This is a genomic window from Gallibacterium genomosp. 1 (assembly GCF_001678575.1).
In the GTDB taxonomy this organism is placed as follows: Bacteria; Pseudomonadota; Gammaproteobacteria; order Enterobacterales; family Pasteurellaceae; genus Gallibacterium.
The window spans coordinates 13,594-38,427 of sequence record NZ_JTJP01000001.1 but is presented as its reverse complement, the minus strand read 5'-3'; the positions used below and the strand labels follow the sequence as shown (position 1 = coordinate 38,427).

Below are 24,834 nucleotides of genomic sequence, written 5' to 3'. Positions count from 1 at the left end.
CTTGTTTATTAAATAGACTTTAGAAAATATCCGATTTCTAAATTTAATAAAGAATAAATCACCATTGTTCCTTTATCTTATTTACATAATCCAGACAAAAACGACAAAATAAAAAAGGGTTACCATTTCAGTAACCCTTTGATTTATTAATATTTAAACTAATTTAATGCTTTAAGGATATTATCCACACTCTCCTTCGCATCGCCAAACAACATCTGCGTATTTTCTTTAAAGAATAGTGGATTTTGTACACCTGCATAGCCAGTATTCATTGAACGTTTAAACACCACAACATTTTGTGCTTTCCACACTTCCAATACCGGCATACCTGCGATTGGGCTGCTAGGATCATCCTGTGCGGCTGGGTTTACTGTATCATTTGCCCCAATAACCAACACAACATCGGTATCAGCAAAATCATCATTGATTTCATCCATTTCCAACACAATGTCATAAGGCACTTTAGCTTCCGCTAATAATACATTCATATGACCAGGCAAACGACCTGCAACCGGATGAATACCGAAGCGGACATTAATACCTTTTTCACGCAATTTTTGGGTAATATCCGCCACCGGATATTGCGCTTGCGCTACTGCCATTCCATATCCTGGAGTGATGATAACGGAACTCGCATTTTTCAACATTTCCGCTACTTCTTCCGCTTTCACTTCACGATATTCGCCCTGTTCTTCATCGCTTTTCGCAACAACATCATTACCAAAACCGCCAGCAATAACACTGATAAATGAACGATTCATCGCCTTACACATAATGTAAGAAAGAATTGCCCCTGAAGAACCAACTAATGCCCCGGTAACAATCAGTAAATCATTATTTAGCATAAAGCCTGCTGCCGCCGCTGCCCATCCAGAGTAGGAGTTCAACATTGAAACCACAACTGGCATATCTGCACCGCCAATTGAAGCAACTAAATGCCAACCAAACACCAATGCAATGACAGTCATTAATATCAATGGTAACAATGCAGGTTCATTCAAGAAGCAGAGCATTAAAAGGAAAGAAACAATTAATGCAAGCAAGTTTAATTTATGACGATGTGGCAACATCAATGCTTTAGATTTGATGATTCCACGTAATTTACCAAATGCAACGATAGAACCGGTAAAAGTTACCGCTCCGATAAAGACGCCTAGGAAAACTTCAATATTATGAATATTTTCTAGCGTTGGATCGGTTAGTTCGTGAGATAAATAACTATTAAAGCCAACAAGTACTGCCGCTAAACCAACAAAGCTATGCAATAACGCAACTAACTCCGGCATTTCTGTCATTTCAACTTTTAATGCTTTACGAATACCGAGTATAGCGCCAATAATCATCGCAATGATGATCCAAAATTGTCCATGAGTATGTGGGCCGAATACTGTTGTAAATAGCGCAATTATCATCCCGATAATACCGTACCAACAACCAGCTTTCGCAGTTTCGTGTTTAGACAACCCTGCCAAACTCATAATAAACAATACTGCAGCAATGATATAGGCTGCATGCACAAAACTTTCAGACATTATTGACTCCTTAACCTTTTCTGAACATTGCCAACATTCTTTGTGTTACTTTGAAGCCACCAAAGATATTAATGCTTGCAACCAAAATCGCGATAAACGCTAATAGACTGACAATAAAATGTCCGTGCCCGATTTGTAACAACGCCCCAACGATAATAATACCGGAAATTGCATTAGTTACCGCCATTAATGGAGTATGTAAGGCATGACTGACATTCCACACCACATAGTAACCAACAACACAAGAAAGCACGAATACTGTAAAATGAGATAAAAATACTGCCGGAGCAACCGAAGCCACACACATATATAGAACGATAGCAGTAATCAATAATCCCCATTTACGTACCGGATTTGCCGTTTTTTCCTCTGTTTTTTCTTCTTTCACTACCGCTTTCGGTTTTTGCGGTTGTGCAGAAACTTTTATTGGAGGAGCTGGCCACGTGATTTCACCATCACGAATAACGGTAACGCCACGTTGAACTACATCTTCAAAATCAATATTGATGATGCCGTTTTTCTCTTTGCACAAGAGTTTCAATAAATTAACTAAGTTAGTGCCATAAAGCTGAGAGGATTGGGTTGGCAAACGACTTGGTAAATCGGTATAACCGATAATTTTGACTTGATTTTCTGTAATAACCACTTCATCTGCTTTAGAAAGTTCACAGTTACCGCCGGTAGCCGCCGCCAAATCGACAATCACACTACCCGGTTTCATACTTTCAACCATCTCTTTTGTAATCAAGCGTGGCGCAGGTTTGCCCGGAATCAGTGCAGTAGTAATGATAATATCAACCTCTTTTGCTTGTTCCGCATAAAGTGCCATTGCACGACGGTTAAACTCTTCTGACATCACTTTGGCATAACCATCACCACTGCCTCCCTCTTCCTGATAATTAATTTCAAGGAAAGAGGCTCCCATACTTTCAACCTGTTCTTTTACTTCAGGACGAGAGTCAAATGCACGAACGATTGCACCAAGGCTATTAGCCGCTCCGATTGCTGCCAATCCGGCAACGCCAGCACCGATAACCAATACTTTTGCCGGTGGCACTTTACCTGCGGCTGTGATTTGACCAGTAAAGAAACTACCAAACTCGTGCGCTGCCTCCACAACCGCACGATAACCAGCGATATTTGCCATTGAACTCAATGCATCCAATGATTGTGCACGAGAAATACGCGGCACTGCATCCATTGCTAGCACATTAATTTTTTTGCTAGACAATTTTTTCATTAAATCAGGATGTTGCGCAGGCCAAATAAAGCTAATTAGCGTTGCACCTTCTTTAATCTTTGCAATTTCATCGTCTGTTGGTGGATTAACTTTTAAAATGATGTCTGCTTGCCAAACATCATCGGCTTTCCCGATCTTCGCTCCTGCTTCCGCAAAAGCGTGATCTTCAAAACTTGCTTTAAAACCGGCATTTTGCTCAATAATCACATCAAAACCGAGCTTTTTAAGCTGTTGGACGGTTTTAGGCGTTGCCGCCACACGACATTCTTTATTGAGCAGCTCCTTAGGTACACCAATTAGCATAATTATTCCTTAAAAATCAGCTCATTATTCATCAGGATAAATGCTTATCCTCCCATAAATTGATCCTAATCTATCTAAGATCAAGTCGATTAACTGTATCACTAAATTAAGAAAAAAGGGCAATTTTTTAATAAAAAAAGCAATTTTTCAGATAGCTGAACAATAAGTTACATCATTTTGATAACTCATTAACAACCTGATTTCGTTCCATCATTCATTGCAAATGTAAATATTTGTAATTCCTCTTTTGTTGAGAATTATTTTCATTTATATTTAAATCATAAATTTTGATAATCACTCCAACACTTTGCCTCTTTTACCCACAAAAAGAGGCTTTTTTTTTCTAAAGCACAGCTATTTCCTCTTGTATGCTTTCTATTTAATAAATAACCTTTATAATGGAAAAGTCGTTATTTTTATTTATTTTTTAGGGACTGTTATGACAGATATAAATCAAGTTCTCGCGGAATTAAAGCGCGGCGTAGATGAAGTACTTTCAGAAGAAGATCTTATTGAAAAACTTAAGGAAAATCGTCCATTAAAAATTAAACTTGGCGCAGACCCAACAGCACCAGACATCCACCTCGGCCACACTGTCGTATTGAATAAATTACGACAATTCCAACAATTAGGTCACGAAGTTTATTTCTTAATCGGTGATTTTACCGGTATGGTTGGAGACCCTTCCGGTAAAAATACAACCCGTCCACCACTTACGCGTGAAGATGTATTGCGCAATGCAGAAACCTATAAACAACAAATTTATAAAATTTTGGATCCAGAAAAAACCCACGTTGTCTTCAACTCATCTTGGTTAGGCGAACTTGGTACAGAAGGAATGATTCGCTTAGCTTCTCAATATACCGTTGCACGTATGTTGGAACGCGATGACTTCAAAAAACGTTTTTCCAATCATCAATCTATCGCCATCCACGAATTTATTTACCCTTTATTGCAAGGTTATGATTCTGTTGCTTTAGAAGCAGATGTTGAGCTTGGCGGAACCGACCAAAAATTCAATTTATTGGTTGGTCGTGAACTACAAAAAGCACGTGGCTTAAAACCACAAGTGGCAATCACTCTCCCTCTTTTAGAAGGGCTTGACGGTGAGAAAAAAATGTCAAAATCTTTAGGTAATTATATTGGAGTTTCCGAAACACCTAATGATATGTTTGGAAAAGTAATGTCAATTTCCGATGAATTGATGTGGCGTTGGTATGATCTACTCTCTTTCCGTTCATTAGACGAAATTGCTCAGTTAAAACAAGATGTTGCAAATGGGCGTAACCCACGTGATGTAAAAATCTTATTAGCGAAAGAGTTAATCGAACGTTTCCACGATAAAGCGGCAGCGGATGCAGCGGAACAAACCTTCATTGAACGATTCCAAAAAGGTGCAATGCCGGATGAAATGCCTGAATTTTCCTTTGAAGGTGATATGCCGATTGCCAACCTATTAAAAGCAGCAGATTTAGTTTCTTCTACCTCAGAAGCATTACGTATGATTAAACAGGGTGGTGTGAAAATTGATGGCGAAAAAGTAGAAGATAGCAAACTTATTATTTCTGCTTCTACTGCTGTTTACCAAGTGGGTAAGCGTAAATTTGCCAAAATCACGATTAAATAATTTTTATTAATAGTTCGACTTCCTCTTCTCTCTTTGAGGGGGAAGTCATTTTTTGAATAGCTCTTTTATTTCAACAACATATTTACTTTATGACAAATCAAACATTCTTAGAAGAAGTCAATAAACGCAGAACCTTTGCGATTATTTCTCACCCAGATGCTGGGAAAACCACAATCACAGAAAAAGTTTTACTTTATGGGCAAGCCATCAAAACCGCTGGTACGGTAAAAGGTCGAGGTTCTAATCAACACGCAAAATCCGACTGGATGGAAATGGAAAAACAACGTGGAATTTCCATTACCACCTCCGTAATGCAGTTTCCATATAATGACTGTTTGGTGAATTTATTGGATACACCGGGGCACGAAGACTTCTCGGAAGATACTTACCGTACATTAACCGCTGTCGATAGCTGTTTGATGGTTATCGATGCCGCTAAAGGGGTTGAGGAACGTACCATCAAATTAATGGAAGTCACTCGCTTACGAGATACACCGATTCTTACATTTATGAATAAACTCGACCGAGATATTCGTGATCCGATGGAATTATTGGATGAAGTGGAAAACGTTCTAAAAATTAATTGTGCCCCAATCACTTGGCCAATTGGTTGTGGTAAATTGTTCAAAGGGGTATATCATCTTTATAAAGATGAAACCTATTTATACCAAACCGGGCAAGGACACACTATTCAGGAAGTTCGTATTATCAAGGGACTAAATAATCCAGAATTGGATCAAGCCGTCGGTGATGATTTAGCACAACAATTGCGCGATGAATTGGAATTGATCCAAGGGGCAAGCAACGAATTTGATTTGGATGCTTTCCTTAAAGGCGAATTAACACCGGTTTTTTTCGGAACTGCGCTTGGTAATTTTGGGGTAGATCATATGCTAGATGGGTTAACACAATGGGCTCCTGCCCCACAACCTCGCCAAACTGATGTACGTACTGTGGAGGCCACTGAAGAAAACTTTTCCGGCTTTGTATTCAAAATTCAAGCCAATATGGATCCAAAACACCGCGACCGTGTCGCCTTTTTACGAATTGTTTCCGGTAAATATGAAAAAGGAATGAAACTCCGCCATATCCGCATTGGAAAAGATGTCGTCATCGCTGATGCCTTAACCTTTATGGCTGGTGATCGCAGCCACGTGGAAGAAAGTTACGCCGGTGACATCATTGGCTTACATAATCACGGAACAATCCAAATCGGTGACACCTTTACCCAAGGCGAAGAATTGAAGTTTACCGGTATTCCAAACTTTGCGCCAGAGTTGTTCCGCCGTATTCGTTTGAAAGATCCGCTAAAACAGAAACAGCTACTGAAAGGACTGGTTCAACTTTCCGAAGAAGGAGCTGTTCAGGTTTTTCGCCCATTGATTAACAATGATTTAATCGTGGGTGCTGTGGGTATTTTGCAATTTGACGTAGTGGTAGCACGATTAAAAACGGAATATAACGTAGAGGCTATTTATGAAACGGTCAATGTAGCAACTGCCCGGTGGGTAGAATGTTCAGATAATAAAAAATTTGAAGAGTTTAAACGCAAAAATGAGCAACATTTAGCCTTAGATGGTGGCGATAACTTAACCTATATTGCACCAACAATGGTGAATTTAAATCTTACTCAAGAACGTTATCCAGATGTTGTTTTCTTTAAAACAAGAGAACATTAATTTCCCTTTCTTCCTTAGTATTTCTCTTTTGAAATACTAAGGAAAAATTATTGTTCAATCTTCTGACTTAGATCATAAAATTTCCCTATAATGTAACAAATTTAACATTTATTATTGTCGCAATGTGTTCGTATCGTTAAAATATTGGGCAATTTTTGATTTGATGAATAATTTATTAAATTTGATTTTTAAGGATATAGCTATGACACCTAAAATTCTGATTGTCGAAGATGAAGCGGTGACGCGTAACACGCTTAAAAATATTTTTGAAGCAGAAGGCTATCGGGTTTTTGAAGCTGTTGATGGTGCTCAGATGAACCAACAACTTTCTGCACAAAAAATAAACTTAGTCATTATGGATATCAATCTTCCGGGTAAAAATGGTTTATTACTAGCACGTGAATTGCGTGAACAAAACAATATCGCATTAATGTTTTTGACTGGTCGTGACAATGAAGTAGATCGTATTCTTGGTTTAGAAATTGGTGCAGATGATTACATCACAAAACCCTTTAATCCAAGAGAGTTAACAATCCGCACTCGTAATTTGTTACAACGCACAATGCAGGATAAAAACGCTAATAACCAAAAGCATATTGAAAAATATCAATTTAACGGTTGGACATTAGATATCAATAGCCGTACCTTGATTAATCCTGAGGGGGTAGCACAGAAACTGCCACGCAGTGAATTCCGTGCAATGCTCCACTTCTGTGAAAATCCTGGAAAAATTCAAACTCGAGATGATTTATTGAAAAAAATGACCGGACGTGATTTGAAGCCTAATGACAGAACTGTTGATGTCACAATTCGCCGTATTCGTAAGCATTTTGAAGAACATCCGGATACACCAGAAATTATTGCGACTATCCACGGTGAAGGCTATCGCTTCTGCGGAGATTTAGAGCCTGTTTAATTACAAAACCTTAATGAACAAACCAGCAAAAAATAGCACCCCATATAAGGTGCTATTTTTATATCCAATGTTTCTAATACTTTACTATTGAGAATTATCAGGTGAACCTAATATCTGCAAGTAGTAATCACGGCTGTTATCATCAAAAAGTTCACGTTTATCATTTAACACAAAACCATTCAATTTTTCCGCTAGCGTTTCCGCTGCTCTACATAACATTTTAAAGTTTACAATATCGTTCGCTGGTGACGGTAACCGCATAAATAATGTTAAGCCAATAGTAGAAAAATTCTCCATATTATTAGGGTCAAATGTTCCTGGCTGTACCATATTTGCCACACTGAAAATAACTTTACTTTTCACGCTGTTCACATCTAAATGGCGATGATAAATATTATATTCACCAAAAATAAAACCAAGTTCATCTAAAATCTCCTGAATGTGGACACCATAAAATTGACGATTTTCTGGTGCAACCACATACAACATAATAAAATCAGGTTTTTTCTGAGGTGGTTCATTTGCAATTACACTGCTCTGCTCTTCAGTAACAACTCGTTGCTGAGGTTGATTCGGCTCTGCCTGCACAGCATTTTCCTGCTGTTGTTGATATGCCGCTCTCACTTCCACTTGAGAAATCGACTCGGACACTGTTTCTTTTGGTGCTTCATAAGAAACTGTATTCTGCACAGATGCATTCATTTTTACAGTTTCAGTATTATTGAGATGATTTGATGTCGTTGAATTAGGCAAAGTAATTTTAATACTTTCAACACTTCTTGCTGTTCTTTCTTCATAATTCGATGTTATAGTTTCCTGTTCATCCAACGGTAATTGGGTTTGATACGGAGAAGGTTGAGTCATAGGCTGAACTGTATCAACCGATTGTTGCATCGGCTCTTTCACCATTCCATAATTTGTTTGCTGAGATTGCCGAGTTACTGGGGCTGCATTTGGGGAATAAGCGTTATGAGATGTTTGTACATCTTGACCATAAACCGAAGCTTGTGCTTGTTGTGGTGATTGTGGGGGACGATGCTGACGCTCAAATTGCTGGGCAGATTTTACAAACTGCGCTTTTTCACGACGGCTAGACCAAACTCCGTGCCCGATTAGAACACCTAATGCAAGCACTCCAAGCAGAATTAAAATTTGCTGTAAATCCATTGTAACTCACCCAATTTATTTATGGCTAAAACGTTGATTATTGTAGCGTAAACGCCTATTAGCTTACCATATTTTTTCCTTCTTGTTTGCAAAAACCTACATAGACATTCTGTAAAGTTATCGCTAAGATCAAAAATCCGTAAAATAGGAGAGGAGAAAATGAAAGTAGGTCTGGTATTAGAAGGCGGAGCAATGCGAGGATTATATACCGCTGGTATTCTAGATGTTTTTTTAGAACAAGATATTCACGTGGATGGCATTGTTGGTGTATCAGCTGGCGTTTTATTTGGTGTAAATTATCCATCAAAACAGAAAGGTCGTGCCTTACGTTACAACTTAAAATATGTAAATGATAAACGTTATATGGGGTTACACAGCCTCATCACCACCGGCAATATCATAAACAAAGATTTTGCTTTTTATGATTTGCCAATTAATATCGATCGTTTTGATGAGCAAGCATTCATTGACTCCGGAATTGATTTCTATGCCACATTAACAAATATTGATACTGGTCAAGCTGAATATATCAAACTATCGCATATTTTTGATCAAATGGAGGTTTTACGAGCCACTTCTGCAATGCCTTTTGTTTCTAAAATAGTGGAAATTGATGGAAAACGCTATTTAGATGGTGGAATTGCTGACAGTATACCGTTAAAAAAATGCCAACAATTAGGATATGACAAAATTATTGTTATCCTTACTCGACCATTAGGCTATCGTAAAAAAGCGGTTAATCCATTATTATTTAAATTATTTTATGCGAAATATCCAAATTTAGTCACTAGCTTGGCACAACGTTATCTTAATTATAATCAAAGCATTGAACAAGTTATTACAGCGGATAATAAAGGTGAAATTTTTGTTTTTAGACCTTCAAAAACACTGTCAATTAAACGAATTGAGAAAGATCCTATCAAAATTCAAGCAATGTATGATTTAGGCGTAGCCGATGCTCATCAAGCATTAACAGGCTTAAAACATTACTTATCACATTAAAAATAAGGAAAATATCGTGAATTACTCAGAAATCAAACAAGGATGGCACTATTTTGTAATAGGCTGGCATTTAATTCGCCAAAAAGGGTTAAAACGCTTCGTTATTATACCTATTCTGCTCAATATTTTATTACTCAGTTTTGTCTTCTGGTTATTAATGAACCAAATTGGTGATTTAACCAGTTGGATGCTCTCTTTTATACCGGCGTGGTTGGATTGGCTAAAATATATTATTACCGCTTTAGCCGTCATAACGATCCTGTTAGTCTACTATTTTATTTTTACAACATTAGCTGGGTTTATTGCTGCACCATTTAACGGATTGCTTGCGGAAAAAGTAGAAATGTTACTGACCAAACAAGGAGGAAATAACGATGGTATTATAGATTTCATCAAAGATTTACCTCGAATGATGAAACGTGAATGGCAAAAATTATGGTACAGCTTGCCTCGTTTTATTTTGCTCTTTATTCTTGGTTTTATTCCGGCTTTCGGACAAACTATTGTTCCTGTGCTATTTTTCTTGTTCACCGCTTGGATGCTTGCTATTCAATATTGTGACTATCCGTTTGATAACCATAAAATAGCTTTTTTACAAATGCAGCAACAATTAGCACAGCATCGTGTATTAAACGTAACTTTCGGTAGTTTAGTTGCCGTCTGCACATTTATTCCATTATTAAATTTCATCGTAATGCCTGTTGCGGTTTGTGGTGCAACTGCGCTTTGGGTGGATAAATACAAACAGCTCAATCAGTAATCAAATCACAATCAAAAAATTTACCAAAACAAAAAGTCTTGCTTTCATTTAGTAAAAACAAGACTTTTTTTCAAACTATATAAATTTAGCGAAGTGCTTATGCCATATTGACAATAATATCATCAGCAAAGCCATCGGTAGAACGCAAAGTTGCACCTTCCAACATATCTGCAAAATCTGCTGTTACGGTCTTATTGGCAATCGTTTTAGAAACTGCATTCACCACCAAATCTGCAGCTTCAAACCAGCCTAAATGACGAAGCATCATTTCACCACTTAAAATCAATGAGCCCGGATTACCGATATTTTTACCGGCAATTTTCGGCGCAGTACCGTGGGTTGCTTCAAAAATCGCTGCTTCTGTACCGATATTTGCTCCCGGCGCAATACCGATACCGCCCACTTGAGCCGCTAACGCATCAGAAATATAGTCACCATTCAAGTTTAATGTTGCAATGACATCATATTCTGTCGGATGAAGAAGAACTTCCTGCAAGAAAGCATCCGCAATACAATCTTTAATCACAATTTCTTTGCCGGTTTTCGGATTGGTCAATTTCATCCACGGGCCTTTATCAATTAAAGTTGCCCCGAATTCCGCCGCCACTTGGTAACCCCATTCTTTAAATGCACCTTCGGTAAATTTCATAATATTACCTTTATGTACAATAGTTAAAGAATCACGATTATTATCAATCACATACTGCAATGCAGCACGTACTAAACGTTGTGTACCCTGTTTTGAAACCGGTTTAACCCCAATTCCGCAATCTTCAGGGAAACGAATTTTCTTCACGCCCATCTCTTTTTGTAAAAACTCAATCACCTTATTAGCTTCTGCTGAACCGGCAACCCACTCAATTCCGGCATAAATATCTTCAGAGTTTTCACGGAAAATCACCATATCAACCAATTCAGGATGTTTAACCGGACTTGGCGTGCCATCATAATAACGAATAGGACGCAAGCAGTTATAAAGATCCAAACCTTGACGCATCGCCACATTCAAAGAACGAATACCGCCACCAACTGGTGTCATCAAAGGCCCTTTAATTGCAACGTGATATTCACGAATTGCCGCAACGGTTTCATCCGGCAACCAAGTGTCACCACCATATAATTGATTTGCCTTACCACCGGCATAAATTTCCATCCACTGAATTTTACGTTTACCGCCGTAAGCCTTCTCAACAGCGGCATCAATCACTTTTTTCATCGCCGGCGTAACATCAACCCCAATACCATCCCCCTCGATAAAAGGAATAATCGGTTGATCCGGAACAGTTAATTGACCATTTGCATTGAGTTGAATTTTTTCGCCTTGAGTTGGTTTTTGGATATGAGTTTGCATAATTTGCCCTTTTCAGTTAGAAAAAAAAAAAATCGCTGATTGTCTTTGCCCTTTGCAAAAGTAAATGCAATCAGTAATACAGAAAACGGCTTTTAGTATAAAATAAACTGCATAATAGACAAGTTAACTACATCACATTTTTAACATTTTTTTAAAAACTATTATGAAAAAATTTTATCCCCATCATAAAAAAACAGGTTATCGGCGCACTGAAAAGCCAAAATTGCAGTTAGAACAAATAAAAGTGGTGCTTTTTAATAAACCATACGACGTATTGACACAATTCACTGATGAACAAGGGCGCAAGACATTAAAAAATTTTATTCATACTCCTGATATCTATCCTTGCGGACGTTTGGATCGTGATAGCGAAGGTTTACTGTTATTAACTAACTGTGGCGAAATTCAACATCGATTAACCACACCGGCATTTAAATCAAAAAAAACGTATTGGGTTCAAGTGGAGGGCGTTCCATCTGAGCAAGATCTTGAAGCGTTACGGCAAGGCGTTATCTTGAAAGACGGCAAAACACTGCCGGCGCTAGTCAAATTCATTCCGCCACCGCAAAATTTATGGCAACGCGATCCACCAATTAGAGAGCGAAAAACAATCCCGACCAGCTGGTTAGAGATCGCTATTCACGAGGGTAGAAATCGTCAAGTTCGGAGAATGACCGCCCATATCGGTTACCCAACTTTACGCCTAATCCGCATAGCAACCGCAGGTTTGAATCTTTTCGATTTTCCCCAACTGCAACTTGGCTGCAGTTATTCATTAAATTCAAACGAAATAGAACAATTATTGACTCGTTTAAAACTTAAAATGAAGGAGTAACTATGTTAAATCCACGTATTACAATGGCTTGCGTTGTGCATTGTCAGGATAAGTTTTTATTTGTTGAAGAGTTTGAATATGGCAAGATGACACTCAATCAGCCCGCCGGTCATCTTGAGGAGAATGAAACTTTATTAGAAGGGGCAAAACGTGAGTTATTTGAAGAAACCGGTATTACTGCCGAAATGCAACAATTATTAGGAGTTTATCAGTGGCACGCGCCTCGTTCCGGGAAAGATTATTTCCGTTTTGTTTTTATTGTCGAACTGGAGCAATGCCTAGAAACGCAACCGCACGACAGCGACATCAGTGGGGCATTATGGCTAACAATTGATGAATTTCAGCATTATATTCAACAGCCCGGGAATGCCGCTCGTAATCCGTTGGTTTGGCAGGCTTTACAGGATTATCTTGCCGGAAAACGTTTTCCATTATCGGTTCTACAAAGTTTTAATTTTGCTTAATCCGTTCGTGCGCATTACAACAACAAAAAAGACCGCTATTAAAGCGGTCTGAATGGTTAGTTTATGATTAATTAAATTTCAATATCTGCGAAAAGCGGTGTGCTTAAATAACGTTCTGCGGCAGAAGGCAAAATCGCCACAATTAATTTATCTTTAAATTCCGGTAACTTCGCTAAACGATCAGCCGCTGCCACTGCTGCACCGGAAGAGATACCGACCAATAAGCCCTCTTTTTCTAATAATTTACGTGCAGTTTTAATTGCGGTATCGCTATCCACTTTTTCCACACGGTCAATTAAGGATAAATCAAGATTTTTGGGAATAAAGCCGGCGCCGATACCTTGGATTTTATGTGGGCCTGGCTTTAATTCTTCACCTGCAAGATATTGCGTAATCACCGGCGATTCTTCCGGCTCAACTGCTACGGATATAATATTTTTCTTTTGATCTAATTTGATGTATTGAGAAATACCGGTAATTGTACCGCCTGTTCCCACGCCAGCAACTAAAACATCAATTTTACCTTCACTATCGTTCCAAATTTCAGGACCTGTAGTCTGACGATGAATTGCAGGATTAGCTGGATTTTCAAATTGTTTTAGCATTACATAGCGATTAGGATCAGAATTCAAAATTTCTTCCGCTTTAGCTATCGCCCCTTTCATTCCTTTTGTGCCTTCAGTCAATACAAGGTTTACACCTAAACTTTTAAGCAATTTTTTGCGTTCATTACTCATTGTTTCTGGCATTGTGATAGTAATTTTGTAGCCTCTTGCCGCTGCCACATAAGCAAGAGCAATACCGGTATTACCGCTGGTTGCATCAATAATTTCTTTATCTTTGGTGAGAATGCCATCTTTTTCCGCCTGCCAAACCATATTGGCACCGATACGGCATTTCACACTAAAACTTGGATTTCTACCTTCTACTTTTACTACTAAATTTCCATTTTGACCAAAGTGTTGTAAACGCACTAACGGTGTATGCCCGATACTTAATGAATTGTCTGCATAAATAGTCATAATTGCTCCTAAATAATCTGTTTTATCTATTTGAATAGACTTAGATTACTCTTAACTGACACATATGAATAATGGTTATTGGCTATATTTTATAACTAAAAAGAATATTGATGACTTTTGTTATAATATCTGCTGTTTAATGCTCATAAAAATTTGTTGCTTACACAAAAAAGCCCTGAATAATCAGGGCGTTATATCGTTAAATATTACAGAATTTGCCGTTGTAGCTGTCCAATAATTTGTGGATTTTCTAAAGTAGAAACATCTTGGGTAATCACTTCATTTTTCGCAATAGAACGCAATAGACGGCGCATAATCTTGCCGGAACGAGTTTTTGGCAAGTTGTCAGCAAAGCGAATATCTTCAGGTCGTGCTATTTTACCGATTTCTTGAGATACCCACTGTTTCAACTCTTCTGCCACTTGTTTTGCTTCATCATCATCAATGAAAGCTTGATTAAGCACTACAAACGCTACTATCGATTCACCTTTGATTTCATCCGGCTTGCCGACTACCGCTGCTTCGGCAACTTTTTCATTCGCTACTAATGCTGATTCAATTTCCATTGTGCCTAAACGATGACCAGAAACATTCAATACATCATCCGTTCGTCCTAAAATCCAGAAATAACCATCTTCATCACGGTGCGCGGAGTCACCGGCAACATAGTATTTGCCACCCAACTCTTCAGGAAAATAAGTTTTCTTATAACGTTCATCGTCATTCCAAATAGTACGTAACATTGACGGGAACGGACGTTTAATCACTAACATACCGCCATTACCATTCGTAACTTTATTGCCCTCTTCATCAACGACATCTGCCATAATACCCGGTTGCGGTAATGTACAAGAACCTGGTTTCAACGCAGTAACTCCCGGTAAAGGCGATAACATAATTGAACCTGTTTCCGTTTGCCACCAAGTATCCACAATAGGACATCTCTCCTTACCAATAACCTGATAAAACCACATCCAAGCCGATGGGTTAATCGGTTCACCAACACTACCTAATAAACGCAGTGAGGAGAGATCATATTTCTTAGGGATATGATCACCGAAACGTGTCAATGAACGAATTAAGGTTGGAGAAGTGTAGAAAACATTTACTTTATGACGCTGAATAATACGCCAAATACGACCTGCATCCGGATAACTCGGTACACCTTCATAAATCACTTGCGTTGCACCATTTGCCAAAGGCCCGTAACAAACATAGGAGTGACCGGTAATCCAGCCCACATCAGCACTACACCAGTACACATCTTCCGGTTTGTTATCAAAAATATTACGGAAGCTGTTAAGTGCGCCTAATAAATAACCGGCAGTGCTATGAACAATGCCTTTTGGTTTTCCGGTTGAGCCAGAAGTATAAAGAATAAAAAGTGGTTCTTCCGCATCCATCCACTCCGGTTCACAAAAATCCGGTTGATCTTTAGAAAGTTCGTGCCACCAAAGATCGCGCCCCTCTTGCCACGGAGTATCGATATTTAAACGATAATAGACGATTACTTTTTCAATTGAATCACATCCCATTTCAAGCGCACTATCTACCGTTTCTTTTAATGGGATAATTTTTCCACCACGTAAGCCTCCATTAGCTGTAATCACCATTTTAGCCTGAGCATCTTCAATACGATCACGCAAAGCACTTGCTGAAAATCCTCCGAAAACAACGGAATGGATAGCACCGATTCGGGCACACGCCTGCATTGCAATCACAGCCTCTGCTAACATTGGCATATAAATCACAATACGGTCACCTTTTTTCACTCCTTGTTCACGCAGTGCATTAGCAAACCGACAAACACGGTTATGTAGTTGTTTATAGGTGTAAGTATTGACCTGACCGAAATCTGATTCAAAAATAAGAGCAACTTTATTGCCTTTATCTGGAAGATGACGATCCAAGCAGTTATATGAGGCATTAAGTTTGCCATCAATAAACCATTTATAAAACGGTGCATTACTGCCATCAAAAATAGTCATAAACGGTTTTTTCCAACTAATTAATTCTCTAGCCAAATCTGCCCAATAATGTAGGTAATCTTCATCTGCAAATTTCCATAATTGTCGGTACTGTTCATCATTGCCGATATTCGCTTGTTGTCGAAATTCATCACTTGGTGGAAAAACTCGATCTTCTTTTAAAATTGAATCTAATTGTTGCATAGGGTTCTTCTCCTCTATTGATGGATAAGCAAGCGATGCACCACATTACGAATCGCCAATGAAACTTTTAAGTTATACAAAAGTTAAAAAATAAGCAATTTAAAGTTAATAAAATGTTTGATACATAGATCACATTTTTGAAAAAATTTTTGTTAGAATGAGAAAATTTACAAAAATAAGTAAGAAATGAGTTCAAATATTAACCCAAATATGATTGATAATTAGATTTATATTGGAAGCCGAGCATAAACACTCGGCTTTATCGGCTTTAAAAGATTCAGAAAGTGTCTGCCGGCACAAACACATATCCTTCCATCAGAATTCTAGCACTACGACTTAATATTGCACTTTTCACAACTGGCTTACCATTTTGATTTTCAATGATTGCTCCTACTTTTAAAGCACCTGATGGATGTCCGAAAGTAACGCTTTTTTTCTCACCCCCACCAGCTGCCAGATTAACCAAAGTTCCAGGAATGCAAGCAGCAACACCAATTGCAACAGAAGCTGTTCCCATCATTGCGTGATGCAATTTTTGCATAGATAACGCTCGCACAAGCAGATCAATGCTATCCGCTTTTACCTCTTTACCGCTTGAAGTAATAAAATCTTTTGCCGGTGCGACAAAGGCAATTTTAGGCGTATGCTGTTTGGATTCAGCCTCTTTCTCATTGGCAATCAAGCCCATTTTCAAAGCGACGGCAATTCTAATGCGTTCAAATCGATCTAATGCCGCTTGATCACCATTAATATCACTCTGCAATTCCGTTCCTGTATAACCGATTTCATCAGCATTGACAAAAACGGTCGGAATGCCGGCAGTGATTAACGTCGCTTGAAGCGTACCGATTTCCGGCACCTCTAAGGTATCAACCAAATTGCCGGTTGGGAATAACGCCTCATTCGGATCGACCGGTTCAGCAAATTCCAGCACAATCTCTTCTGCAGGAAAAGCAACTCCGTCAATATAATAATCTCCGATTTCTTTCACTACACCATTAACCATTCTGACATAGCAAAAAATCGTTTTCTTGATATTAGCCTGCCAAATTCTTACGCAACAAACTCCATTTTCCGGAACATTCTCCACCAAACCTTCTTTAATGGCAAAAGCCCCTACTGCACTGGACAAATTGCCACAATTACCACTCATATCAACAACATCTTTATCAATAGCGACTTGACAAAAATAGTAATCGACATCGTGGTTAGCAACTGTGCTTTTTCCAACCAACACAACCTTAGATGTAGAAGAAGTTGCGCCCCCCATTCCATCTATTTGTTGTTTATAGAGATCTGGACTACCTACAATTCGTTGTACCAATTTATCCCGTTTTTTAGGATCTTGCCGTACCTCTTCGGGCAGATCCGCTATATTGATAAATGTACCTTTTGAAGTGCCACCACGCATATAGGTCGCTCTGATTTTAATTTGCGGTTTATACTCACTCATAGATTTCCACCTTAAAACAAAATAGTTTATTTATTGTTTTCGGATTACTATTTATTGTGCATTGACAACATCTTTCGCAAATTTCTGCAAAATGCCACCGTTTTTATACACCTCAACTTCAGTCGATGTATCCAATCTACATAAAACAGGGAATTTAACCACTTCGCCATTACTTCTTGTCATCACGACAGTTAAATCGCATCTTGGCGAGATTTCACCTTCAATATCAAACAGTTCACTACCATCAATAGCATAAGTATGGCGAGAGTCACCGGCTTTAAATTGCAATGGTAATACCCCCATTCCAACTAAATTCGTGCGGTGAATCCGCTCTATTGATTCGGCAATCACCACTTCAACACCAGCCAATCTCACCCCTTTTGCTGCCCAGTCACGTGAACTGCCCTGTCCATAATTGATGCCGGCAATGATAATTAAAGGCTGTTTTTTCGCCATATAATGTTCTATCGCTTCCCACATTCTGGATTCTTTGCCTTCAGGCATAATTTTAGTGAGCGATCCCTGTTTAACACTGCCATCTGCATTTTTGACCATTTCATTAAACAATTTCGGGTTAGCTAAAGTTGCCCGCAATGCGGTATTGTGATCGCCACGGTGAGTGGCATATGAATTCAAATCCGCTACCGGCAATCCCATTTTTAAGCAATATTCGCCCGATGCGGAAGTCGGCAAAATTGCATTCGATGGCGACAAATGATCGGTTGTAATATTATCCGGGAAAACCCCCAATGCTCTCATTCCTTTCAATGCCGGCATTTGCATATATTCCGCTTGCCAATACGGCGGTTTCTGAATATAGGTGGATTGTTTATTCCAAGCATAAAACAGGCTCATATCTTTTCTGTTACCGTTATCTTTAATAAACATTGGAATATAAACATCATTGTACATTTCCGGTCTAACGTATTTTTTCTCAATCGCATCGATCTCTTCGTCCGTAGGCCATAAATCCGCTAATTTAATGCTGTTTCCAGCCGCATCCTTACCTAATTCATCATTTTCAATATCAAATCGAATCGTTCCTGCTAGCGCATAAGCCACAACTAATGCCGGTGATGCCAAAAATGCCTCTTTAACATAAGGATGAATTCTACCGTCAAAATTTCTATTGCCGGATAACACCGCCGTAGAATAGATATTACGTTCAAGCACTTCTTGTTGAATTTTCGGATCGAGTGCACCGGACATTCCATTACAGGTCGTGCAAGCAAAGCCGACAATACCGAAGCCTAACTTTTCCAATTCCGGCAATAATCCGGCGGCTTTTAGATAAACCTCAATCACTCTTGAACCCGGTGCTAATGAGGATTTCACCCACGGTTTCCGTTTCAAACCAAGCTGATTCGCCTTTTTCGCGACCAATGCGGCGGCAATAATATTGCGTGGATTGGACGTGTTGGTGCAGGAGGTAATGGCGGCAATTAAAATAGCGCCATCCGGAAGTTTGTCATCCTGTTGCGATAATGGTTTGGCAATGCCTTCTGCTTTTAAGGTGGTTGTCGGCACTAATTTATGCGGTTTTGACGGCCCTGCCAAACTTCTTACCACTGAACTTAAATCAAATTTTAAGGTTCGTGCATAAGTGGCGTCACTTAAACTATCCGTCCATAACCCATTCGCTTTGGCATAGGCTTCTACCAATTTGACTTGCTTTTCTTCTCTGCCGGTTGTTCTTAAATAGGTGAGCGTCTGTTCATCAATGGCAAAAATGCCGGCACTTGCACCATATTCAGGTGTCATATTGGCAATAGTCGCCCGATCACCTAAATTTAAATATTTAATGCCTGAGCCATAAAATTCCAAATAAGCAGAAATCACATTATTTTGTCTTAAAAATGAAGTGAGTGATAACGCAATATCGGTGGCAGTAATACCGGCAGCACGGGTGCCGGTAATTTCAACACCAATAATTTCCGGCACTCTCATATAAGAAGGGTTTCCCAACATCACATTTTCTGCTTCCAAACCGCCCACGCCAACGGCAATAACCCCTAACGCATCAACGTGCGGTGTATGTGAGTCTGTTCCGACCAAAGTATCAGGAGAAGCAATGCCGTCATTTAAATGAATCACCGGCGACATTTTTTCCAAATTAATTTGATGCATAATGCCGTTGCCCGGCGGAATCACATCCACATTATTAAAGGCTTGTTTTACCCAGTTAATGAAATGAAATCTGTCCGCATTGCGTCTATCTTCAATTTCACGATTTTTTCTAAAGGCATCCGGATCATATCCGCCACATTCGACCGCAAGAGAATGGTCAACTATAAGTTGTGTCGGCACGACCGGATTGACTTTTTTAGCATCGCCACCCTTTTCTGCCACTGCTTCACGCAATCCAGCCAAATCAACAAATGCGGTTAAGCCTAAAATATCGTGACAAATCACACGAGATGGATACCAAGGAAAATCTTTATCCGTTCTTTTTTCTATTAATTGAATCAGAGAATCTTTTAAATCTTCTTCAGGACATTTTCTTAATAAATTTTCTGCCAACACTCTTGAAGTATAATTTAATTTAGAAAATGAATGAGGGGAAATATCTTCTATCGCCGATTTAATATCATAATATTTAACACCGGGCATATCCGGTAAATCTTTGAGATATTTTTTATTGTTCATCGTGATCTCCACAGATTGCTTTCATTATTGTTCACAGCGGATCATTCTATTTTTAATCGGACTTTTCAGGGTAATGTCATTATTACCCTGTACCACAAATCACGATAAATTAAGTTAGCAAAACTGCTAACTTAATTTTAGCTTTATTCTCTTTCTGATAAAGGAATAAATGCTCTTGGTGCCGGGCCGGTATATTCAGAATTAGGTCGAATAATTTTATTATTTGCTCTTTGTTCAAATGCGTGTGCAGCCCAACCTGCGGCACGAGACATAATAAATAACGGCGTATAATATAAACGTTCAATTTCCATATAGTGATAAATTAAACCACCAAAGAAATCGATATTATCCGGTAAACCTTTTTCCGCTTTTACTTTGTCACGAATCGCTTTAGCAATATCAAATAATTTCGGATCAGACGTTTCCAACTCTTTCAATTCTGAAGCCAACTCAAACCCGACCGGTGATCTTGGATCCAAATCACGATAAACGCGATGACCGAATCCCATAATTTTTTCTTTTCTGGCAAAGAGTTCGTCAACGGATTTTAACGCTTGTTCCACGCTATCAAATTGCAATACAAATTTAACCGCAACTTCATTAGCACCACCGTGTAAGCGTCCTTTTAAGGCAGCAATACCAGCAGTGATGCAGGAATAAATATCGGATAAAGTAGAAGCCGCAATTCTGTTGGCAAAGGTAGAGGCATTGAATTCGTGTTCAGCATAAAGCGTTAACATTGCATTCATTGCTTTAACTTCAATATCTAACGGTTTTTTCACTTTTAATCTTTCTAAGATATAACCTGCCATTGTAGTTTGCTCGGAAATCAGATCGATCTCCTTACCGTGCTTATGCCAGTGATGCCAATAGATAAGATAAGAAAAGAAGGGAGCGCACCTAATAAGCGAATCGCTTTCGGTAATTGATCTGAAAAATCCTCTTTTTCCGGTTCAACACACCCCAATGCAGAGGTTGCTGTTCGCATAACATCCATTGGATGGGAAGAAGCCGGAATTGACTTAAGTACATTCTTAACTGCAATCGGTAACTCTCTTGCAGCAATAATTTTTCTTCTAAAGTCATTTAATTGTTTCTGATTAGGTAATTCGCCAACTAAAAGAAGATAAGCGACTTCTTCAAAATCCGCTTTTAATGCCAGATCCTGTATCGCATATCCACGATAATTCAAACCATTTCCTAATCCACATGTACAGATTGCAGAACTTCCTGCGGTAATGCCCGCTAAACCACTCATTTTTGCCCCCTTAGTAGCATTTGATGAATTTCAGATAGAAAGCCTTACTTCTCAACTACTTGGCTTTGCCTTTGGAAAATAATTCGTCCATTTTTTGCTCATAAGCGTGATAATTCAACATATCGTATAATTCCATCCTTGTTTGCATGGTATCCAACACATCCTTTTGTGTTCCTTTCTCTTTCAATTCTTGATAAACGTGTAATGCAGCTTTATTCATTGCTCGAAATGCAGATAATGGATACAGCACCATCGACACACCAACCGAAGCCAACTCATCCACTGTAAATAAAGGTGTTGCACCGAATTCGGTAATATTGGCTAAAACCGGTACCTTTACCGCCTCAACAAACTGTTTGTACTCTTCCAACGTATGAATTGCTTCCGCAAAAATCGCATCCGCTCCAGCCTCAACATAAGCTTTAGCACGAGAAATTGCTGCTTCCTGACCTTCACTAGCGTGCGCATCTGTTCTCGCTATAATAAAAAAGTCCGGATCCAATTGTTGTTTTGCATCCACTGCCGCTTTGATGCGATCACACATTTCTTCTGTGGAAACCAATTCTTTATTCGGTCTATGGCCACATCGTTTCGCCGCAACCTGATCCTCAATATGTAAACCGGCTGCTCCTGCTCTGATAAATTCTTTAACTGTTCTAGCAACATTAAATGCGTGCCCCCAACCGGTATCTGCATCGACAATCAACGGTGTATCACAAACTGCGGTAATACGTCTGATATCAACATAAACATCTTCGATCATTGTCATTCCCAAATCCGGTAATCCATAAGAGGCATTGGCAATCCCACCACCTGATAAATAGATTGCTTTATGCCCCACTCTCGTTGCCTGCAAAGCCTGATAAGCGTTAATAGTTCCAACAATTTGTAATGGTGATGTTTGCTTTAAAACTTCTCTAAATTTTTTACCTGCACTGTTCATACATATATCCTCAAAATAAAGTTAAATTTGGGTATGTATAATTTCTATACACAAAGAATGTAGCATTTTAATTTATTTGTTTGAAACATATTTTTAATAAAAAATTAATAAAAAATAAAAATTAACATTTATTAAATTTGTTTAAAATTTGCTATTAAATTTGATTAACCTAGTTTATTAATAAAAATAAAATCAATAAATTCATAAAGATAAAACAATAAAACCAATATTTTTTTATTAACTCTTTAGCGTTAATATCCTTTTTTAAAGATTTATTTTTATTTCTTTTTAATCACATTTTTTAAAAATGTGATCTATATACCAAAATTTAATTAACTTTTATTTGATCATTTTTTAACTTTTATATAACGTAATAAAAACAAAGGCAAAAATATTTGGCGATTCGTCAGCAGTGCATCGCTTTTTTTATCCACCATCGATAAAGGAGATGATTATGCAGCAAATAGATTCTGTTCTTAAAGAAACTCGTGTTTTCCCGCCAAGTAATGACTTCCGTCAACAGGCAAATATTGGCGATGACGAGAAATACCAACAATTATGGGATTTTGCCGATAAGGATTATGTGAATTATTGGGCAGATCTGGCACGAGAACTCATCAGTTGGAAAAAACCGTTTGTAACGCCGTTTGACGGCAGCAATGCGCCGTTTTATAAATGGTTTATTGATGGAAAACTCAATGTTTCTTGGAACTGTTTGGATCGCCATTTACCGGATAAAGGCGACAAAATTGCGATTTTGTTTGAATCTGATTTTGGTCAGGTCAATACTTACACCTATAAACAGCTACACAATCGCGTCTGTCGTTTTGCCAACGCTTTACGTGAACAAGGTATCAAAAAAGGTGATCGCGTAATTATTTATATGCCGATGATCGTTGAAGCGGTGATTGCAATGCAAGCGTGTGCAAGAATCGGAGCAATTCACTCTGTCGTATTCGGTGGTTTCTCCGCCAGTGCTTTACGTGATCGTATTGAAGATGCTCAGGCTAAAATGGTGATTACTGCTAATGGTAGCTTACGCGGCGGTAGAATTATTCCATTAAAAGAGATTGTTGACGAATCATTGGAAATCGGCTGAAAATCTGTTGAAAAAGTCATTGTTTATTACCGTTTAAATGTTGACACTCCGTGGAATGAAGAACGTGATTTTTGGTGGCACGAATTAACAATGCATCAACCTGATTTCTGCGAACCTGAATGGATGGATGCAGAAGATCCATTATTTATTCTGTATACCTCAGGGTCAACCGGTAAACCAAAAGGCATTGTTCATAGCACTGCCGGTTATTTATTAGTGGTTATTCATCACTTCCGCAATTTGATGGATTATAAACCTAACGATGTATTTTGGTGTACCGCTGATGTAGGTTGGATTACTGGTCACTCATTAGTCTGTTATGGCCCGCTTTCAAGCGGTGCAACCCAAGTGTTGTATGAAGGTGTGCCAAGTTATCCGGATGCAGGACGTATTTGGCGTATTATTCAACGTCATAAAGTAACCGTTTTCCATACTTCACCCACTTTACTTCGCTCGTTAACACGTTTCGGCGATCAAATTCCGAAAAAATATGCTCTCTCTTCATTGCGTTTACTTGGTACGGCAGGTGAACCGATTAACCCGTCTGCCTGGATGTGGTATCACGAAGTGATTGGAAAAGGTAAATGCCCTATTGTCGATACTTGGTGGCAAACTGAAACCGGTACAATTATGTTATCACCATTACCTGGTATTAACCCATTAAAACCGGGTTCTTGTGCTCTACCTCAACCGGGTATTATGGCGGACGTTATCAATGAACAAGGTGAAAAAATTGAAAAAGGTAAAGGTGGCTTATTAGTGATTAAACGCCCTTTCCCTTGTATGGTTCGTACTATTTGGAATGACGATGAACGTTATAAGAAAACCTATTTCCCTGAAGAGTTAGGAGGTAAATATTATGTAACCGGCGATACTGCCTATCGTGATGAAGATGGTTATTTCTGGATTTTAGGAAGAACGGATGATGTTATTAACGTTTCTGGTCACCGTTTAGGTACAATGGAAATTGAATCTGCATTAGTGGCAAATGAAAAAGTAGCCGAAGCGGCAGTGGTTGGTAAACCGGATGAAATCAAAGGTGAATCGATTGTGGCATTTGTGGTGCTTAATCAGGCAACCATTGACGATGATGAAGCCAAACAGGTGGCAGAAGAGTTGAAATTATGGGTATCTCAAGAAATCGGTAAAATTGCCCGACCTGAAGATATTCGTTTTGCCGACAATTTGCCGAAAACTCGATCCGGCAAAATTATGCGTCGCCTACTACGTTCTATTGCGAAAAATGAAATGATTACACAAGATGTTTCAACTTTGGAAAACCCACAAATTATCGGTCAGTTACAACGTCAAATTCTATGACCTAAAAACAACATAACCCTCAAAAAAATCGGGAAATATTTCCCGA

At 38.7% G+C, this 24,834-nt stretch carries 18 protein-coding genes and 1 pseudogene; 8 read left to right on the top strand and 11 right to left on the bottom strand.

The features are described 5' to 3' along the window. Nucleotides 1-158 precede the first annotated feature (158 nt). On the bottom strand, nucleotides 159-1,532 hold the full coding sequence (pntB, locus tag QV04_RS00130) for a Re/Si-specific NAD(P)(+) transhydrogenase subunit beta (RefSeq protein WP_065230925.1): 1,374 nt from the start codon (nucleotides 1,530-1,532) through the stop codon (nucleotides 159-161). 10 nt (nucleotides 1,533-1,542) lie between these two features. Continuing rightward, nucleotides 1,543-3,075, bottom strand: a complete 1,533-nt coding sequence (gene pntA / locus QV04_RS00125) for a Re/Si-specific NAD(P)(+) transhydrogenase subunit alpha (RefSeq protein ID WP_065230924.1) — start codon at nucleotides 3,073-3,075, stop codon at nucleotides 1,543-1,545. A gap of 439 nt (nucleotides 3,076-3,514) precedes the next feature. Between pntA and tyrS the strand changes: the two genes are divergently transcribed. The 3 genes from tyrS (at nucleotide 3,515) to arcA (ending at nucleotide 7,297) form a co-directional block, all read left to right on the top strand. After that, the gene (gene tyrS, locus QV04_RS00120; protein WP_065230923.1) at nucleotides 3,515-4,702 is read left to right on the top strand and encodes a tyrosine--tRNA ligase; all 1,188 of its coding nucleotides are present in this window, start codon (nucleotides 3,515-3,517) and stop codon (nucleotides 4,700-4,702) included. A gap of 89 nt (nucleotides 4,703-4,791) precedes the next feature. Next, a complete protein-coding gene (prfC, locus tag QV04_RS00115; RefSeq protein WP_065230922.1) occupies nucleotides 4,792-6,381 on the top strand; it encodes a peptide chain release factor 3 in 1,590 nt (529 codons plus the stop codon). Between the two features lie 202 nt (nucleotides 6,382-6,583). Beyond that, nucleotides 6,584-7,297: a two-component system response regulator ArcA gene (gene arcA / locus QV04_RS00110; protein WP_039085918.1), complete on the top strand. Its 714-nt coding sequence runs from the start codon at nucleotides 6,584-6,586 to the stop codon at nucleotides 7,295-7,297. 84 nt (nucleotides 7,298-7,381) lie between these two features. On the opposite strand, the gene zipA is transcribed toward arcA, so the two are convergent. After that, complete coding sequence (gene zipA / locus QV04_RS00105; protein ID WP_065230921.1) at nucleotides 7,382-8,464, bottom strand: cell division protein ZipA; 1,083 nt, start codon at nucleotides 8,462-8,464, stop codon at nucleotides 7,382-7,384. A gap of 159 nt (nucleotides 8,465-8,623) precedes the next feature. Between zipA and QV04_RS00100 the strand changes: the two genes are divergently transcribed. Beyond that, complete coding sequence (locus tag QV04_RS00100; protein ID WP_065230920.1) at nucleotides 8,624-9,466, top strand: patatin-like phospholipase family protein; 843 nt, start codon at nucleotides 8,624-8,626, stop codon at nucleotides 9,464-9,466. A gap of 13 nt (nucleotides 9,467-9,479) precedes the next feature. Continuing rightward, nucleotides 9,480-10,226: a sulfate transporter CysZ gene (gene cysZ / locus QV04_RS00095; protein ID WP_231924152.1), complete on the top strand. Its 747-nt coding sequence runs from the start codon at nucleotides 9,480-9,482 to the stop codon at nucleotides 10,224-10,226. 97 nt (nucleotides 10,227-10,323) lie between these two features. Here the strand turns inward: cysZ and icd are convergent, their stop codons facing one another. Continuing rightward, on the bottom strand, nucleotides 10,324-11,577 hold the full coding sequence (gene icd, locus QV04_RS00090) for an NADP-dependent isocitrate dehydrogenase (RefSeq protein WP_065230918.1): 1,254 nt from the start codon (nucleotides 11,575-11,577) through the stop codon (nucleotides 10,324-10,326). Between the two features lie 163 nt (nucleotides 11,578-11,740). Here icd and QV04_RS00085 point away from each other — a divergent pair, with 163 nt between their 5' ends. Then, nucleotides 11,741-12,412 (top strand): pseudouridine synthase, encoded by a 672-nt coding sequence (locus QV04_RS00085; protein WP_065230917.1) that lies wholly within the window; start codon nucleotides 11,741-11,743, stop codon nucleotides 12,410-12,412. 2 nt (nucleotides 12,413-12,414) lie between these two features. Then, the gene (locus tag QV04_RS00080; protein WP_013745341.1) at nucleotides 12,415-12,876 is read left to right on the top strand and encodes an NUDIX hydrolase; all 462 of its coding nucleotides are present in this window, start codon (nucleotides 12,415-12,417) and stop codon (nucleotides 12,874-12,876) included. Between the two features lie 71 nt (nucleotides 12,877-12,947). Here the strand turns inward: QV04_RS00080 and cysK are convergent, their stop codons facing one another. From cysK to prpB, 7 genes are all read right to left on the bottom strand, one after another. Continuing rightward, nucleotides 12,948-13,898 carry a cysteine synthase A gene (cysK, locus tag QV04_RS00075; protein WP_065230916.1) on the bottom strand — a complete coding sequence of 317 codons (951 nt, stop codon included), beginning with the start codon at nucleotides 13,896-13,898 and terminating at the stop codon, nucleotides 12,948-12,950. Between the two features lie 206 nt (nucleotides 13,899-14,104). Continuing rightward, complete coding sequence (acs, locus tag QV04_RS00070) at nucleotides 14,105-16,069, bottom strand: acetate--CoA ligase (protein ID WP_065230915.1); 1,965 nt, start codon at nucleotides 16,067-16,069, stop codon at nucleotides 14,105-14,107. A gap of 277 nt (nucleotides 16,070-16,346) precedes the next feature. Further along, nucleotides 16,347-17,522: a 2-methylaconitate cis-trans isomerase PrpF gene (prpF, locus tag QV04_RS00065; protein ID WP_039133189.1), complete on the bottom strand. Its 1,176-nt coding sequence runs from the start codon at nucleotides 17,520-17,522 to the stop codon at nucleotides 16,347-16,349. A 51-nt stretch (nucleotides 17,523-17,573) separates the two neighbouring features. Further along, on the bottom strand, nucleotides 17,574-20,168 hold the full coding sequence (gene acnD, locus QV04_RS00060; protein ID WP_065230914.1) for a Fe/S-dependent 2-methylisocitrate dehydratase AcnD: 2,595 nt from the start codon (nucleotides 20,166-20,168) through the stop codon (nucleotides 17,574-17,576). A gap of 143 nt (nucleotides 20,169-20,311) precedes the next feature. Then, nucleotides 20,312-21,007 carry a citrate/2-methylcitrate synthase gene (locus QV04_RS11905; RefSeq protein ID WP_234702173.1) on the bottom strand — a complete coding sequence of 232 codons (696 nt, stop codon included), beginning with the start codon at nucleotides 21,005-21,007 and terminating at the stop codon, nucleotides 20,312-20,314. Next, nucleotides 20,998-21,426, bottom strand: a complete 429-nt coding sequence (locus QV04_RS11900; protein WP_234702172.1) for a citrate/2-methylcitrate synthase — start codon at nucleotides 21,424-21,426, stop codon at nucleotides 20,998-21,000. Before QV04_RS11900 ends, QV04_RS11905 begins: the two co-directional genes overlap by 10 nt. 55 nt (nucleotides 21,427-21,481) lie before the next feature. Then, complete coding sequence (gene prpB, locus QV04_RS00050) at nucleotides 21,482-22,369, bottom strand: methylisocitrate lyase (protein WP_039173702.1); 888 nt, start codon at nucleotides 22,367-22,369, stop codon at nucleotides 21,482-21,484. 454 nt (nucleotides 22,370-22,823) lie between these two features. Between prpB and acs (QV04_RS00045) the strand changes: the two are divergent. After that, nucleotides 22,824-24,788 (top strand): annotated as a pseudogene (gene acs, locus QV04_RS00045) (acetate--CoA ligase). The last annotated feature ends 46 nt before the right edge of the window (nucleotides 24,789-24,834 follow it).

Coding starts and splice junctions, on each gene's coding strand:
- pntB (WP_065230925.1), bottom strand. CDS start 1,532: ATGTCTGAAAGTTTTGTGCATGCAGCCTATATCATTGCTGCAGTATTG.
- pntA (WP_065230924.1), bottom strand. CDS start 3,075: ATGCTAATTGGTGTACCTAAGGAGCTGCTCAATAAAGAATGTCGTGTG.
- tyrS (WP_065230923.1), top strand. CDS start 3,515: ATGACAGATATAAATCAAGTTCTCGCGGAATTAAAGCGCGGCGTAGAT.
- prfC (WP_065230922.1), top strand. CDS start 4,792: ATGACAAATCAAACATTCTTAGAAGAAGTCAATAAACGCAGAACCTTT.
- arcA (WP_039085918.1), top strand. CDS start 6,584: ATGACACCTAAAATTCTGATTGTCGAAGATGAAGCGGTGACGCGTAAC.
- zipA (WP_065230921.1), bottom strand. CDS start 8,464: ATGGATTTACAGCAAATTTTAATTCTGCTTGGAGTGCTTGCATTAGGT.
- QV04_RS00100 (WP_065230920.1), top strand. CDS start 8,624: ATGAAAGTAGGTCTGGTATTAGAAGGCGGAGCAATGCGAGGATTATAT.
- icd (WP_065230918.1), bottom strand. CDS start 11,577: ATGCAAACTCATATCCAAAAACCAACTCAAGGCGAAAAAATTCAACTC.
- QV04_RS00085 (WP_065230917.1), top strand. CDS start 11,741: ATGAAAAAATTTTATCCCCATCATAAAAAAACAGGTTATCGGCGCACT.
- QV04_RS00080 (WP_013745341.1), top strand. CDS start 12,415: ATGTTAAATCCACGTATTACAATGGCTTGCGTTGTGCATTGTCAGGAT.
- cysK (WP_065230916.1), bottom strand. CDS start 13,898: ATGACTATTTATGCAGACAATTCATTAAGTATCGGGCATACACCGTTA.
- acs (WP_065230915.1), bottom strand. CDS start 16,069: ATGCAACAATTAGATTCAATTTTAAAAGAAGATCGAGTTTTTCCACCA.
- prpF (WP_039133189.1), bottom strand. CDS start 17,522: ATGAGTGAGTATAAACCGCAAATTAAAATCAGAGCGACCTATATGCGT.
- acnD (WP_065230914.1), bottom strand. CDS start 20,168: ATGAACAATAAAAAATATCTCAAAGATTTACCGGATATGCCCGGTGTT.
- QV04_RS11900 (WP_234702172.1), bottom strand. CDS start 21,426: ATGAGTGGTTTAGCGGGCATTACCGCAGGAAGTTCTGCAATCTGTACA.
- prpB (WP_039173702.1), bottom strand. CDS start 22,369: ATGAACAGTGCAGGTAAAAAATTTAGAGAAGTTTTAAAGCAAACATCA.